Annotated in this window: 12 protein-coding genes; 9 read left to right on the top strand and 3 right to left on the bottom strand. The window is 38.7% G+C overall.

Features of this window, described 5'->3' with window-relative positions; all coding sequences use genetic code 11:
* Positions 1-93: 93 nt before the first annotated feature.
* Both E2K98_RS26550 and E2K98_RS26545 read left to right on the top strand, forming a co-directional pair.
* Positions 94-828: an MBL fold metallo-hydrolase gene (locus E2K98_RS26550; protein WP_133339492.1), complete on the top strand. Its 735-nt coding sequence runs from the start codon at positions 94-96 to the stop codon at positions 826-828.
* Positions 829-839: 11 nt separating this feature from the next.
* Entirely contained in the window at positions 840-1,829 is a 990-nt protein-coding gene (locus E2K98_RS26545) for a lipoate--protein ligase (protein WP_133339490.1), read from the top strand.
* Positions 1,830-1,878: 49 nt separating this feature from the next.
* On the opposite strand, the gene E2K98_RS26540 is transcribed toward E2K98_RS26545, so the two are convergent.
* Positions 1,879-3,441: a fatty acid--CoA ligase family protein gene (locus E2K98_RS26540; protein ID WP_133339488.1), complete on the bottom strand. Its 1,563-nt coding sequence runs from the start codon at positions 3,439-3,441 to the stop codon at positions 1,879-1,881.
* 329 nt (positions 3,442-3,770) lie between these two features.
* Here E2K98_RS26540 and E2K98_RS26535 point away from each other — a divergent pair, with 329 nt between their 5' ends.
* Positions 3,771-5,045 carry a M48 family metallopeptidase gene (locus E2K98_RS26535; RefSeq protein ID WP_133339486.1) on the top strand — a complete coding sequence of 425 codons (1,275 nt, stop codon included), beginning with the start codon at positions 3,771-3,773 and terminating at the stop codon, positions 5,043-5,045.
* A 90-nt stretch (positions 5,046-5,135) separates the two neighbouring features.
* On the opposite strand, the gene E2K98_RS26530 is transcribed toward E2K98_RS26535, so the two are convergent.
* Positions 5,136-5,369, bottom strand: a complete 234-nt coding sequence (locus E2K98_RS26530; RefSeq protein ID WP_026574472.1) for an IDEAL domain-containing protein — start codon at positions 5,367-5,369, stop codon at positions 5,136-5,138.
* 191 nt (positions 5,370-5,560) lie between these two features.
* Here E2K98_RS26530 and E2K98_RS26525 point away from each other — a divergent pair, with 191 nt between their 5' ends.
* Positions 5,561-6,130 carry a competence protein ComK gene (locus E2K98_RS26525; RefSeq protein WP_235824938.1) on the top strand — a complete coding sequence of 190 codons (570 nt, stop codon included), beginning with the start codon at positions 5,561-5,563 and terminating at the stop codon, positions 6,128-6,130.
* Positions 6,131-6,143: 13 nt separating this feature from the next.
* Here the strand turns inward: E2K98_RS26525 and E2K98_RS26520 are convergent, their stop codons facing one another.
* The gene (locus E2K98_RS26520; RefSeq protein ID WP_133339482.1) at positions 6,144-6,509 is read right to left on the bottom strand and encodes a hypothetical protein; all 366 of its coding nucleotides are present in this window, start codon (positions 6,507-6,509) and stop codon (positions 6,144-6,146) included.
* Positions 6,510-6,775: 266 nt separating this feature from the next.
* Between E2K98_RS26520 and E2K98_RS26515 the strand changes: the two genes are divergently transcribed.
* The 5 genes from E2K98_RS26515 (at position 6,776) to addA (ending at position 16,361) form a co-directional block, all read left to right on the top strand.
* The gene (locus tag E2K98_RS26515; protein WP_133339480.1) at positions 6,776-7,708 is read left to right on the top strand and encodes an LCP family protein; all 933 of its coding nucleotides are present in this window, start codon (positions 6,776-6,778) and stop codon (positions 7,706-7,708) included.
* Positions 7,709-7,741: 33 nt separating this feature from the next.
* Positions 7,742-8,398 (top strand): TVP38/TMEM64 family protein, encoded by a 657-nt coding sequence (locus E2K98_RS26510; RefSeq protein WP_133339478.1) that lies wholly within the window; start codon positions 7,742-7,744, stop codon positions 8,396-8,398.
* Positions 8,388-8,942, top strand: coding sequence for a signal peptidase I (gene lepB, locus E2K98_RS26505; protein WP_133339476.1), 555 nt, complete (start codon positions 8,388-8,390; stop codon positions 8,940-8,942). Before E2K98_RS26510 ends, lepB begins: the two co-directional genes overlap by 11 nt.
* A 155-nt stretch (positions 8,943-9,097) precedes the next feature.
* Positions 9,098-12,583, top strand: coding sequence for a helicase-exonuclease AddAB subunit AddB (gene addB, locus E2K98_RS26500; RefSeq protein ID WP_133339474.1), 3,486 nt, complete (start codon positions 9,098-9,100; stop codon positions 12,581-12,583).
* Positions 12,576-16,361 carry a helicase-exonuclease AddAB subunit AddA gene (addA, locus tag E2K98_RS26495; RefSeq protein WP_133339472.1) on the top strand — a complete coding sequence of 1,262 codons (3,786 nt, stop codon included), beginning with the start codon at positions 12,576-12,578 and terminating at the stop codon, positions 16,359-16,361. The genes addB and addA overlap by 8 nt, the downstream gene beginning before the upstream one ends.
* Positions 16,362-16,376: the final 15 nt, after the last annotated feature.

The raw sequence follows: 16,376 nt of genomic DNA, 5'->3' as shown, positions 1-16,376 counted from the left end.
AACAAATGGTTGTGTAAAAGGACAATATTGATTTTTGACAACGTTGATTGGAGCGGAAATCAACAATTAGTTAAAATAAGAGGGGGTAATTCCATGGAACTTACAGTTATTGGACATTGGGGCGGATATCCGAAAAAGAATGCGGCAAGCTCTGGTTACTTACTTGAGCATGAAGGCTTTCATCTTTTAATTGACTGTGGCAGCGGTGTTTTATCCAAGCTGCAAAATAAACTAGAGCCGGAAGAACTGGATGCGGTGTTGATTTCCCACTACCACCCGGATCATATTGCCGACATTGGTGTACTTCAGCATGCAAGATTGATCCAGGGGTTTTTAGGAAAAGAAATCCCCACCCTGCCTATTTATGGACATCATTTCGATCAACATGAATTTTCCAAATTAACCTATAAGGAAATTACCAAGGGAATTGCCTATGATCCCAATGAGGTTCTTACAGTGGGACCTTTTCAGGTGTCCTTTTTAAAGACCAGTCATCCTGTTCCGTGCTATGCGATGCGGATTGAAGCAAACGGTAAGGTTGTGGTCTATACTGCGGATAGTTCTTTTAAGGAAGAGTTTATTCCGTTTAGTAAAGAGGCCGACCTATTGTTATGTGAATGCAATTTCTATGGAAATCAAAACGGCAAGTCTTCAGGTCATATGACAAGTATAGAGGCGGGGAAATTCGCGAAAGAGGCTGCCGTGAAACAATTAATTCTTACTCACCTTCCGCATTACGGAAATTTAAGTGATTTAGTTCACGAGGCTTCTGCTGAATTTACTGGTATAATAAGGCTTGCTGAAGAATTTCAAACGATTTTACTCTAGGAGGAAGGCATATGTTATTTATTGATAATAAAGGGATAACAGACCCGCAAATGAACCTTGCAATCGAAGAGTATGCCCTTAAAAATCTTGATATCAATGAAACCTATTTATTATTTTACATAAATCAGCCATCCATCATTATTGGAAAAAACCAAAACACGATTGAGGAAATTAATACAGAGTATGTAGAAAAGAATGGGATCATTGTCGTTCGAAGATTGTCCGGCGGGGGCGCCGTCTATCATGATCTCGGTAATTTAAATTTTAGCTTTATTGCAAAGGACGATGGCGAAAGTTTTCATAACTTCCGAAAATTCACCGAACCGGTAGTCGAGGCGCTTAAAAAGCTTGGAGTAAATGCGGAACTAAGCGGTCGAAATGACCTCCTTGCAGAAGGCAGAAAAATTTCCGGTAATGCTCAATTTTCAACACGAGGGAGAATGTTTAGCCACGGAACGCTTTTATTTAATTCAGAAATGGATAATGTTGTTTCAGCATTAAAGGTTAAGAAGGAAAAAATTGAGTCGAAGGGTATTAAGTCCATCCGCAGCCGGGTAGCGAATATCTCTGATTATCTTACTGATAAGATTAGTATTGAGGAGTTTCGTTCGCTGCTTCTAAATTATATTTTTGGTGGGGAAGAGAAGATTAACGAATACGTCCTTACCGATGAGGATTGGGAGAAAATTCACCAGCTGTCCAAGGAACGCTATCAAAACTGGGAGTGGAATTACGGAAAATCTCCGAAATTCAATTTGCAAAATTCTCACCGATTCCCTGTTGGCTCAATTGATGTTCGTTTAGAGGTAAATAAAGGGATGATTGAGAATTGTAAAATCTATGGGGACTTTTTCGGTGTCGGAGATGTAAGTGAAATTGAAGACAAACTAAAGAATATTCGTTATGAAAAATCAGAAATTGAAAAGGTGCTTGCTGATGTAGATGTCGCCCATTATTTTGGGAATGTAACGAAAGAGGAATTTATTCAGCTAGTCTATTGATCCATTTCACTAAAAAGGCAGGCTGAAAACCTGCCTTTTTATATCAAGTTTATTGATTGACCTTTTGTTTTATTTGGGATTTTAGCGCCCTTCTTAATATTTTACCGGTAGTATTCTTCGGAAGTTCGTCCAAAAACTCAACCGACGATGGAATTTTATATTTTGCGAGATGCTCTTTACAGTATTCAAGAAGTTGATTTTCTGTTAGATTTGGGTTTTTACTAACCACATAGCTTTTGACAGCCTCGCCCTGATTTGGATCCGGAACACCAAGCACGGCGACCTCAACAATATCCGGATGGTTGTAAAAAACCTCCTCAACTTCACGAGGGTAAACGTTATATCCCCCGACAATAATTAAATCCTTTTTTCGGTCTACGATATAAAAATAGCCTTCTTTATCTGTCCGCGCTAAATCACCCGTATAAAGCCAGCCATTTCGAATCGATGCTTGAGTTTCTTCTGGCATTTTATAATAGCCCTTCATTACATTTGGACCTTGGACAATCAGTTCTCCTACTTCACCGGCAGGAACCTTTTCACCAAGTTCATTGACTATTTTATTTTGCACATTCAGGATGGATGTTCCAATCGATCCGGGCTTTCGCGGACGGTCGAGCGGGTTGAAACATGTGACAGGCGACGCCTCTGATAAACCATATCCTTCTGAGACTATTACATTAAATTTCTTTTCGAAATTTTTAAGAAGCGCGACTGGCATGGAAGCTCCCCCGGAAATACATAATCGGAAGGTTTGGAGATCCTCAGGATTTCCTTCATGATATTGGAATAGAAAATTATACATGGTTGGAACACCGGCAAAAACAGTCGCTTTATATTCTTTGGTAAGACGGAAGACTTCCTTTGGGCTGAATTTTGGAACAATCAGCATGGTTGCCCCGCTTAATAATGGAGCATTTAAAGCCACTGTTAAACAGAATACATGGAACATTGGCAATGCTGTAATGACGCGGTCATTATTATTCATCTTTAAATAATCACCGACATCCTTTGCATTGCTGTACAAATTCTTATGGGTCAACATCGCCCCTTTTGGTTTTCCGGTTGTCCCCGAGGTGTAGAGAATCAAGGCAACCTCATCATCATCAAGTTTGGGATCTTGAAAGCTTACGTCACCGGAGGCTACTACACTTGTAAACGATTTCATTTTTGAAAATACTGAGAGGTTTTCTAAATTTGTTTGTTCAAAGTCACTTAATCCTGTTTCACAAAATACATAATGCTCAACCTTTGGGAGATGCGTGTGCATTTCCTCTGCTAAAGGTATTGCCAAGTCTAGTGCAATCACTGTTTTCACATCACCATTGGTTAGAATATAGCCAATTTCGTCTGCCGTATAAATAGGATTAATGGGGATGACCGTTGCGCCTAGTCGTAATGCACCGTATAAGCTAATGACAAAATGCGGTGAGTTCCCAAGCAATAGGGCAATATGATCACCTTTTTTAACCCCTAATTTTTCAAGACCTGATGCAAACCTTGTAATCGCTCCATCCAGTTCGGCATATGTAGTGACCTTGTCTAAAAAATAATAGGCAGGTTTGTTGGCCGAAGCTTTTGCAGTTTCATGAAGCTGTGACGATAAATTCATTTAGTTCCCTCCTTTTATGAATGAATACTCATTCATTTAATTCTTTTAATTTTCTAAATATATTATATTGCTAGAAATTTAAGTATTCAAGTAGAAAGTAAAAAAATTAAACTGGGGTCCAATGACGGACGGAAACAGCTGCAGGTTTCCTTGCAGCCTTTTGTGGTGCGATCGTCATAATTGTTGAATTAGAGTCGATTGTCGTTCTGGAAGTATTCTCCTACCTCATGTAATTCGGCAAAAACAGGCTTTTTTTAATGTTCAGTTCTAAAACAGCGCTTTTTAACTAAACTAAGTAAAGAGAGGTTGTACAAAAAGGAGGACAATTCATGGTACGGAAAATGGGGATTTATGCGGTTCTGGCCTATGTGATATATGGGTTGTTTTTTTATTGGTACTTATTCTATTTTGCCGATACAAAACTGCCCTTTGAATATCAAGGGTCAAAAGCCGACCCTGCCACTTTCCTAAATGGAAGGGAACTAATGCTGAGTGAAGAGTATTCGAAGATAAGAAATCTTTTATTTTTCTTATCCACCCCATTTGAATGGCTTTTCTACTTTGTCATTTTATTATTTGGCTTTTCAAGGGCCTTCAAACGCTGGGCGGAAAGCACTTCTAAGTATAAACTGCTTCAAACGGCGATTTATCTGATTTGGTTATCATTCTTTGCTTATGTGGCAACCTTCCCGTTAAGCTATATAAGCTATTCCTTATCAAAAACCTATCACATCTCGACGCAAACCTTCCCATCGTGGATGAAGGATGAATTAATTGACTTTTGGATTAATTATGGGACATGGCTGATTATTGTTCCAGTCATATATTGGCTGATGAAAAAAAGCAAGCGCTGGTGGTTCTATGCTTGGCTGTTATCCATTCCTTTTACATTATTTATGATGTTCTTACAGCCGGTTGTGATTGACCCATTGTATAATGACTTCTATCCCTTGAAAAATAAGGAACTTGAAACAAAAATATTAACGATGGCTGATAAAGCTCACATACCGGCAAAACATGTTTTTGAAGTGAATATGGCGGAAAAAACAAATTCAATGAATGCATATGTAACGGGGATTGGTTCCAATGCGCGGATTGTCCTTTGGGATACAACCTTAAATCAACTATCGGATCGACAAATTTTATTTATCATGGCACATGAAATGTGCCACTATGTGGAGAAACATATTTATTTTGGAATAGCAGGTTATTTGCTGCTTTCACTGCTGGGATTGTATTTAGCCAATCGAATAATGGATTGGGCGATTAAACGTTGGGGAACTGAACTGAAGATACCGGAAAAGAGGGATATACGCTCATTGCCGTTGTTTTTAATGATTATTTCATTCCTAATGTTTGCAGCAAGCCCATTTACAAACCTTATTTCCCGTTATGAAGAGTCACGTGCGGACAATTATGCGATTCATATGACCAAAGATCCGGAGGCCGCCATTACCTCCTTCCAGGAATTAACCAAGTCAGGCTTAAGCCAAGTAAATCCACCTCTCTTGGTAAAAATATTCCGCTATGATCATCCGTCCATGCTAGATCGGATTTCAATGCTCGAAGAATATGAAATCAAACATCGGAAGCAGATAAAATAAAAAATTGGTTAAGGACTGATGTGTTTCTTCAGTCCTTTTCGTTCTTGGAACAAAAAAGAGCCGTCCATTTTTGGACGGCTCTTAAAAAATTTAAGTTCCAAATCGCTTATTAAGCTCTCTAAGCTGGCCGGATAATAAGAAAAATGCCTTTTTGTCCCGATGATCAATGGCACAGTCAATTTTTTTTAACAGCTTTTCCTTTTCAATGTTTAATTGGACTTCTGCTAGGAGCATTTCAATGTACAAATCCTGAACGTAATTTTCTTTCTTTTGACGTTTCATGGCACCAATTTTCATTAATTCCGTGTAGGATTTTTCATTCATGAAAATCACCCCTGATGCTTTTTTTTATTATATGGATTTTTTCAGATAAAATCAAACAAATATTTATAATCTTCAGAAATAATCTTCTTGACATTAATTGTGACCAATTTGGTAACGATTCGAAAAAATCAAGATATTGGCAAATGAACATGATATGATGGAAAAAATAGAATAATGGGGAGTTGGCAGTATTGAAGCAAAATCAGATTGAAGAATATGAAATTAATTCTGGTACCATGTTTATTCGGCCTGTAGAGTATGGCAGTAAAATATATTCACAAATTTTTGAGGAAGAGGATGAGTTTCTTTCTCCATTTAAGCCTTTGGATATAATTAAAAAAAGCTGTGATTATTTTGGCTGTGATTACGAAAGCCGGAAGAAAGGAACAAGACAACTCATTGGGATTACACATAAAATTCCAATCGCGATTGAACCGTCCAACCGCCTCTATTTTTTCCCAACTACATCACCGACCCGTCCTGAATGCATTTGGATTTCACATGATCATGTAAAGGAACATCGCCGTATTTCCAATCAGCAAACACTCATTACCTTTCGCAATAAACAGGCACACTTATTTCCAGTTCCTTATAGCACGATTGACAATCAATTATTAAGAACATCTTTTTTAAGAACAAAGTTAATGCAAAGAATTGAATTTAATGATAGAAAATCATTTTATTTGATGCAAAAACCAGTTTCGATGGAGGCCTCAGAAAACACCCGAAAATATGGTGAAGATCTTTTTACAAAAAATTAAACATAGCGCAAATCTAACGGGCCGAGTGCTTTTTTAAAAAATAGAGCTCGATTAACTCTTGAACTTTATTTCGGATTCTTGGATTAAAGTAACTATGGCTTTCTTCATAGCCCTTATATAAGAACAGATACATCGTAAAGGCATCGTCCCGTTTTGTTTCGGTTACTTGGAGTTTATTCTTTTTCATATATTGTTTAGCCTCTGCCAATTCTCTTTGGACCTCTTTCATCGTTTCCTCAATTAATCCCAAATAAGGTTTTTTTAATTTAAAAGGACTCTTTTCCACTACGCTTAAATCCCGGTTTAAGATAATTAAAACCATTGGTAAGTAAATGGCTTTCTCCATAATATTACGGTCTTCTTCAGGAATTCTTGTCATTTGATTTAAGCTCCTTCCTGTTATTTGATTCGAACGTTTGTTCCTATATTTTATAAAAAAAGATATGAAAAGGCAATAGGCTCTCTAAGGATGCTGTACTTACAACCGCTTCGTTTTCATATGCTGTTTTTTTTCGTTAGGAAATCTTTAAGAAAGTTTTTTATAGAAGGGTATCGAGTAGGGGAAAATGAAGATAGAAGAAACTTGTGTTTTGGTACAAGCGTCTATATAGGTGGGAAAATTTAACTAGGATGGGTGATGGATGAATGAGATATGAACAAAATCAGAAAAAGAAAAAAGGAAAATGGCGTTCTGTTCTGATGGTAATCCTTGTATTGCTGATAGCCGGTACAGGCTATTCTTATTACCAATATAAACAAGGAGTGAACCAATCATTAAAAAAAGTAAGCAAAACAGATAAAGTAGTTTATACCTTTGATGGGAAAAAGGACCAATACGGGGATACAAACATTCTCATGCTGGGCAGTGATGCAAGAGGGAATGAAGTATCAAGAGCTGATACCATCATGATTGCCCATTATAATGAAAATAAAGGAACATATAAACTTACTTCCATTATGAGGGATAGTTATATAGATATTCCGGGCTATGGTAAACATAAAATTAACTCTGCGTTTGCTCGTGGCGGCCCTGATTTGATGAGGAAAACGATTAAAGAAAATTTCGATATTGATCTACAATACTATGCGATCGTCCATTTTCAAGGATTTGTTCAATTAATTGATGAGGCGTTTCCAGATGGTGTAAAGATTGATGTTGAAAAGGCCATGTCAAAAAATATTGGAGTATCGCTTAAACCGGGGGTTCAAAGACTAAACGGAAAGGAAATGCTGGGCTATGTTCGTTTCCGCCATGATGCGATTGGAGATTTTGGACGCGTAAAACGGCAACAGCAGGCAGTGAAAGCAATTGGAGATCAGCTGACAAGCATAAACACAATTCCGAAAATACCAAAATTAATTGGTGTAATTACACCATATATCAATACAAACATGAAAACATCCGATATAATATTTATGTCAACAAATTATTTCTCCAAAAGGGAAGGTCCTGTTGAGACCTTAAGGATTCCCGTGGACAATAGTTATACCAATCAACGGATTTATGGAGAAGGAGCGGTATTAGCCATTGATGTTGCTAAAAATCGGGAGGCCCTTCACCAATTTATTAAAAAATAGAATTAGCAAGGTTCGGCAAAGAGGAGAGGTATGATGGATTTTGAGATGATAAAGGAGTGGTTTTCACTCGATAATATCATGGATTTAATAAAGCAATATCGTTCACTTGGCCCGTTGCCGGGGATATTGCTTCCAATGCTTGAAGCCTTTTTGCCATTCTTGCCACTTTTTTTATTTGTAATGGCCAATGCAAGTGCTTTTGGATTATGGTGGGGATTTTTATTTTCTTGGCTTGGTGCTTGTGTTGGTGCATTACTGCTTTTTTTCGTTATCAGAAGATTTGGGCAAAGGCGTTTATTATCTTTTCTACCAAAACATCCAAAAGTTCGCAAATTAATGGATTGGGTAGACCGTCACGGATTTGGCCCGCTATTTATACTTCTTTGTTTCCCCTTTACACCATCGGCCTTGGTAAATATTGTTGCCGGTCTATCTAAAATTAGTATGTATCAATATATGCTAGCCGTTTTTATTGGGAAAATGGTGATGATTTTTACCATTAGTTTTGTTGGCTATGATCTCCATTCACTCATTACGAAGCCTTACCGAACGATTATTGTAGTGGGCGTAATTTTCATTCTTTGGTATGTTGGAAAAAGAATTGAAGTAAGATTGAATAGAAGAATTGAAAATGACCATAATGGGGAAAAAGAGGGATTGGATCGATGGAGGAGTTTCAATGAAGATTGAATGGAAAAAGGAAGGCGTGGAATGGATTAAGGCTTTTGCAATTGGAATCATTATTTTTGCTTTTATTCGGACATTTTTCTTTTCAAACTACATAGTTGAAGGGGAGTCAATGATGCCAACTCTTCAGGACGGGAACAAACTTGTTGTGAATAAGCTTGGTTACCAAATTGGAGATCTAAACCGATTTGACGTGATCGTCTTTCATGCCAATCAAAAGGAAGATTTCGTCAAACGTATCATTGGATTGCCAGGGGATAAAATTGTTTATCGTGATGATCATTTATATGTAAATGGAAAAAAGTATAAGGAGTCATTTTTAGATATTTATAAACAAAAAAACCCAGGAGTAAAATTAACAGGTGATTTTACATTAAAAGAAATTACCGGGGTAAATACAGTGCCTGCCGGTAAGCTATTCGTTCTTGGCGATAATCGATTAGGCAGCTGGGACAGCCGCCATTTTGGCTTCATCTCAGTCAATCAAGTGGTTGGCAAAGTGGATTTACGCTACTGGCCATTAAACGAAATGGATGTCCATTTTTAAAATAAAACTTTAAGCAGGGAGCATGTTAGCATGCTCTTTTTTTGCTGCGAATTTTTTACCATTTTTGGTTGCATAAAACGGACGTAATTCCAAACGTTTGTGCCCATTTCGTGATAAAATGAAAAACAGAGAGATTAGCGAATGGAGGTCCGTACATGTCAGTAAGAATGATCATCGGGCGGTCTGGAAGCGGCAAAACATCGCTGTGTTTAAACGAAATACGAGATCGCTTAATGGAAAATCCAATGGGTAAACCAATTATTTACATTGTTCCCGAGCAAATGACGTTTTTATCGGAGTATCATTTAGCAAGAGATCCGCAAATTGGCGGTACGATTCGAGCCCAGGTTTATAGTTTTCCGCGGCTGGCATGGAGAATTTTACAAGAAACGGGCGGAATCAGCCGATACCATTTAAGCAATGTCGGTATGAGTATGCTGATTCGTAAAATCATTGAAGAACAAAAGGAACAATTAAATTTGTTCGAGCGTGCTGCAGATAAACAAGGCTTTATTCAACAATTAGAGCAAATGATTATTGAATTTAAGCGGTATTGTGTTCGGCCTGAAGAACTGATCGAAGGGTCAGTAAAACTCGGCAATGAATCCGCTAAGGCACTTCAAGATAAATTACATGATTTAGAAATTATCTATAAACATTTTGAAGATGAGGTTTTTGGAAAATACATTGACTCTGAAGACTATTTTCACCTCCTTTCAGAAAAAGTGACATCTTCCCGATATCTAAAGGAAGCAGAAATCTATATTGATGGATTTTACAGCTTTACACCACAGGAATATCTTGTCATAAAGGAACTCATGAGGAATTGCCGAAGCGTTACCATTGCGATGACGACAGATCATGTATCTGTTCATGCAGCACCTGATGAACTTGATTTATTCAGACTGTCTTCTGATGCTTGTCATTCTATTTTTGAAATGGCGAGCGCGGAAGGGATAGAGGTGGAAGAGCCGATTCTACTAAAAAACCAACAAAAGTGGAATCAACCGTCCTTACGCCATCTTGAGGAAATGTTCGATGAGAGGCCTGTTGTGCCATATGAAGGGCCAACGGCGATTCATATTGGTCAAGCAGTCAGCAGGCGGGCCGAAATAGAAGGGATTGCGAGAGAAATACGTGAATTGGTCCGGACAAAAGGGTACCGCTACCGCGATATAGCCTTAGTGATCCGTAATGGAGGGGACTATCATGATCTTTTGGTCCCGGTCTTTGATGACCATCAAATTCCTTATTTTATCGACCAAAAAAGAACGATGTTAAACCATCCTCTTATCGAATTCCTTCGTTCAAGCCTGGAGGTTATTCAAACGTATTGGCGCTATGAGCCAATATTTAGGGTAATTAAAACGGAATTGCTTTACCCACTTCAGGAGAATCCCGATAAAATGCGTGAAAAAATGGACCGACTCGAAAACTATTGCCTAGCTTATGGTATAAAAGGAAGTAAGTGGACGAAAAAAGAGCGGTGGAGTTACCGCCGTTCCTACGGTTTGGAGTTAGAAACAGTTCAAACGGATGCTGAAAAGGAAATTGAACAGGAATTAAATGAATTGAAACTTATGGTATCTGCCCCTATATTACGATTATCTAGACGTTTGAAAAAAGCAGATACCGGACGAAGGCTTTGTGAAGCCATTTACTTATATTTAGAAGAATTAGAGGTACCTGCCAAGCTTGAAAAGTGGAAATTGGCTGAAGAGGAACAAGGCAATCTTGTTAAAATGCGGGAACATGAACAGGTCTGGAATGCAGTGATAGACCTTTTAGACCAATACGTAGAAATCCTAGGGGAAGAACCGATTTCATTAAAAGCGTATACGGCTATTTTAGAAGCAGGATTTGAATCCCTGCGTTTTTCTCTTATTCCTCCGGCAATCGACCAAGTTTTAATCGGAGACTTGGAGAAATCAAGATTAACAGAAATCAAGGTCGCATTCGTGGTCGGTGTTAATGAAGGGGTATTGCCTGCAAAACTAACGGATGAAGGAATACTAGCAGATGATGAACGAGAAATGTTGATGATTGCAGGTATCAAGGTTGCACCAAGCAGCAGGACACGCCTTCTTGATGAAAACTTTTTAGCCTATAAAGCACTGACAATCCCGTCAGATTTGCTTTATGTTACCTATCCGCTTGCTAATAACGAGGGAAAAGCACTTATTCCTTCCTCTTATATTAAAAGAGTAAAAGATATGTTCCCAGGATTAGTTGAACATGTTTTTGTAAACGACCCAGTGGAGCTGGTGGAGGAAGATCAGCTTAGCTTTGTTTCAAATCCAACTTCAACACTGTCTTATTTAACGGCTCAACTTCAATTAAAGAAGAGGAATTATTCGATTTCTCCTCTTTGGTGGAAGGTATATAACTTTTATATAGAAGGTGTAGGTAAGGCCCAGGCTGAAAAAATTTTATCCAGCCTTTTTTACACCAATCAAACGGTAAACCTTTCAAAGGATGTAGCAGAGGAATTGTACGGAGAGACCATTCAGGCAAGTGTTTCAAGAATGGAATTATTCAATGGATGTGCTTTTTCTCATTTTGCCCAGCATGGTCTCAAACTAAGGGAACGACAAATCTTCCGGTTGGAAGCACCTGATATTGGGGAATTATTCCATGCAGCACTAAAGCATATATCAGATACCGTAAATGAACAAAAGATTTCTTGGAGTAATTTAACGAGGCAGCAATGTGAAGTTTTATCAAAAGAAGCGGTTAATACTTTAGCTCCTAAGCTGCAAAATGAAATTTTACTGAGCTCTGAACGCCATCATTATATTAAAAGAAAATTGGAGCAAATTATTACCCGTGCCTCTTTAGTTTTAAGTGAACATGCCAAGGTTAGCGGCTTTTCACCGATTGGCTTAGAGTTAGGGTTTGGCACAAAAGGAGAACTTCCTCCATTAAGCTTTTCTTTAAAAAATGGAAAGAAAATGGAGTTGGCAGGCCGGATTGACCGTGTGGATCAAGCAAAAGATGAAAACGGAAGTGTCTTTTTGCGGGTAATTGACTACAAATCCAGTGAAAAAGATGTTAATTTAGGCGAAGTTTATTATGGGCTTGCATTGCAAATGCTGACCTATCTCGATATCGTTATTACCCATTCAAAAGAGCTGGTAGAAATGGAAGCGACTCCTGCTGGTGTTCTTTATTTCCATGTTCACAACCCGTTTATTAGTACGAAAAAAATGTTAACCATCGATGAAATCGAAAAGGAAATTATGAAAAAGTTTAAAATGAACGGGTTAATGCTGAGTGATCAAAATGTCATTCGTTTGATGGATCAAACACTTGAATCCGGTGATTCACAAATTATTTCTGCGGGAATCAAAAAAGATGGAAATTTATCTAAAAAGTCCAAAGTAGCCAGCATAAATGAATTTGAAAATTTACGGCATTATGTTCGAAATCTCTATCAAAAAACGGGAAATTCGATTATTGATGGGGCGGTTCAGATCGCACCATATAAGCTAAAAGATAAAACACCCTGTACATTTTGTGCCTATAAATCAGTTTGTCAATTTGACGAAGCAATCGAAGATAACAAGTACCGGATTTTAGCTCCGCACTCAAAAGAGGATGTTCTTGAGTTGATTGGAAAGGAGAGTAACCAGAATGAGTAAATTAATGATCCCGCCTATGCCGGAAGGGGCAACCTGGACAGAAGATCAATGGAAGGCGATCATGGCGAAAAATAAGGATATACTTGTTGCAGCAGCAGCAGGATCGGGGAAAACTGCAGTCCTTGTTGAGCGAATCATTCAAAAGATCCTTTCGACAGATGACCCAATCGATGTGGATGAATTGCTGGTGGTTACTTTCACAAATGCTTCAGCGGCAGAAATGCGCCATCGTATTGGTGAAGCATTAGAGAAAGCTATTGACCATGATCCGGAATCAAGACATTTAAGAAAACAGCTTAGTTTATTAAATAAAGCGTCTATTTCTACGCTGCACTCCTTTTGTATGGAAGTAATCCGCAAGTATTATTATTTAATCGATGTTGACCCAGGGTTCCGGATCGCGGATGAGACTGAAGCTCAATTAATTAGAGATGAAGTCATGGATGAATTGTTTGAAGAACAATATGGAAAGCCGGAAAATGAGGCATTTTTTACCCTGGTTGATTCGTTTACGAACGATCGGAACGACGCTGCCTTAATGGATATTGTCCGCTCCATTTATGATTTTGCACGTTCGAACCCGGAACCGGAAAAGTATTTGGAATCGATTCTTAAAATGTACGATGTCACATCGATAACGACAATTGAAAATTTACCATTTATTGGGCCGCTTCTTTATGATATTGAATTGCAGCTAGAGGCTGCTAAGGAAATGATTATGAGTTGTTTGGAAATCGCAAAACAGCCAGGCGGTCCACACCCTAGGTCAGAAAACTTTTTAGATGATTTAAATGTTATTGATACGCTTATATCGGCGAATCGAGATTCATGGCAAACGCTTTACAACGCCATGCAGGCCTGGTCTTTTTCCAGAGCTAAGCCAGTTAAAGGGGACGAATATAATAAAGATTTAACCGAAAAAGCCCAAAAACTACGGGACAAAGCGAAGAAAAAGCTGACTGATTTAAAGGATGAACTTTTTTCGAGAAAGCCTGAAAGTTTCTTGCGTGATATGGAGGAAATGTATCCGCTGATTGATACACTTATTCGTTTGGTAAGTGACTTTTCAGAACGGTTCGAGAAAGAGAAAAAGGAAAAAGGACTAGTAGATTATGCCGATTTAGAGCATAATTGTCTGCGAATTCTCACTGGGGTAATTACCAATGAAGGTGAATTTCTCCCGTCAAGTGCTGCTTTAGCCTACAAAAAGCATTTTAAAGAAATATTTGTCGATGAATACCAGGACACGAATATGGTTCAGGAAACGATCTTAAAGCTGGTGGCAAACGAAAATGAACTAAACGGCAATTTGTTCATGGTTGGGGATGTCAAACAATCTATTTATCGTTTTCGACTTGCGGAACCCAATTTATTCTTAGGAAAATATAATCGATTTCGCCATGATGGAGAATTATCGGGCCTTAAAATTGACCTAGCCCGAAATTTTAGAAGCCGAAAAGAAGTTTTAGATGGAACGAATTTTTTATTCAAACAAATCATGGGAGTAAAGGTTGGGGAAATTGAATATGATGAAGCGGCTGAACTCCGTAATGGTGCCCCTTATCCTGAGGAGGAGCCTTATCCGGTAGAGCTATTGCTTGTAGATTTAAATAAAGAGCAGAAAGAAACCCATGGTACAGAGGATGAAGGAGATACACCGGAGGCTGAGTTTGATGCGGTTGATTTAGAAAAGTCACAGCTTGAAGCAAGAGTGATGGCTTCGAAAATTAAGGCATTAGTCTCTAGTGGCAGACAGGTATATCAAACTAAAACAAAAACCAGCCGTCCTCTTATGTATCGGGATATTGTCATTTTGCTCAGGTCGATGACATGGGCGCCGCAAATTCTTGAAGAGTTCAAGCAGCAGGGAATACCCATTTATGCAAATTTATCATCAGGCTACTTTGAAGCAACCGAAATCGCGATCATGCTGTCATTGCTTCGTGTAATCGACAATCCCTATCAGGATATCCCTTTGGCGTCTGTTCTTCGTTCTCCCATTGTCGGGCTAAATGAAGAAGAGCTTGCCAAAATTCGAATTCATAAAAAAAGAGGGTCCTTTTGGGATGCAGTTCGTGCGTTTTCGAGGAGTACGGAGGCCGAAAATACCGAAGTGTTTTTCAAAAAAGTCCGTCGTTTTTCTGAGTTATTGAATGAATGGCGGGTGACAGCCAGAAAAGGAGCACTTTCAGAACTGATCTGGCAGCTTTACCGAGATACCTATTTTTATGACTTTGTAGGAGGATTACCAGGCGGCAAACAGCGTCAGGCGAACTTGAACGCTTTATATGATCGGGCCCGGCAGTACGAACAAACCTCCTTCAGAGGATTATTCAGGTTTTTACGGTTTATCGAAAGGATGATTGAACGCGGAGATGACCTGGGGGCGGCAAGAGCGCTTGGAGAGCAGGAAGATGTTGTTCGGGTTATGACCATCCATAGCAGTAAAGGTCTTGAATTTCCGGTTGTATTTGTTGCAGGGATGTCCCGTAATTTTAATATGTCGGATATTCGAAATTCCTATATGCTTGATAAGGAGTATGGATTTGCTGCCAAATATGTAAATGTAGAAAAAAGAATTACCTTCCCGTCCTTGCCGCAAATGGCTTTTAAGAGAAAAAAGAAAATGGAAATGCTTGCGGAGGAAATGCGCGTATTGTATGTTGCTTTAACGCGGGCAAAGGAAAAACTATATTTACTTGGTACAGTAAATGATGCCGGTAAAAAAATAGACCAATGGAATGATGGGGCGACAAATCAGGAATGGCTTTTAAAGGACTATGAAAGGGCATCTGCTTACTGTTATATGGATTGGATTGGTCCAGCATTGGTTCGGCATCAGGATTGTGCAGATTTAAGAGTCTCTGAAAATAAGGACTTGCAAACTTCCAGTGAAATTATGTGCCATCCTTCGGCATGGGAGATTTCCATTTTGACGAGTGAAATTCTTAAAAATCAAGAAATAGGCAATGAGGGTGAGCAAGATGACAATTTAGATTTAGTAAGATTGTCCAAGTCCGTGTTGGTTGATTCACCCTATGCTGGAGAAATACAGGATCGGTTGACATGGGAATATATCCACCGGGATGCTGTGGCCAATCGTTCAAAACAATCCGTTTCAGAAATGAAACGGCAAAGGGAGATTTCGGATGAGCAGAGTGGTACCGACCTTATTCGAAGGTTTAACAAGCCGATTTTAAAGCGGCCGAAGTTTATGCAAGAAAAACAATTGACCCCTGCGGAGCGTGGTACAGCTCTTCATATGGTGATGCAGCATGTTGATTTAACAAAACCAGTCAGTGTTGAGTCGATCCAAGCACAAATAAATAATATGGTCGTGAATGAATTATTGACAGTTGAACAAGCACAGGTAATCGATGCCCGGTTAATTGTTCAATTTTTTACATCGGAATTGGGGAAAAGGCTGTGCGCTGCGAAAGAGATTTACCGTGAAGTTCCTTTTACCATATCACTCCCTGCAGAAGAGGTATACATCAATTGGAAAGACGATACAGAATCAATCTTTGTTCAAGGGATTATTGATTGTATATTTGAAGATGACCAAGGGCTGGTACTGATTGATTACAAATCAGATGGAATAACGGACCGATATAAAGGCGGGTTTGAGCAGGCAAAACCAATACTTCATGAACGTTATAAAGTGCAGATTAATTTATATACAAAGGCAATTGAGCAAATTTGGAAAAGAAAAGTGAATGAACGCTATTTGTTTTTCTTCGATGGTGCCCATATGTTAAATTTGGATAATACGCGATAAACTAAAAAAACGACA

The sequence above is a fragment of the Bacillus salipaludis genome, assembly GCF_004358205.1.
This window is presented reverse-complemented; position numbering and strand designations above follow the sequence as displayed.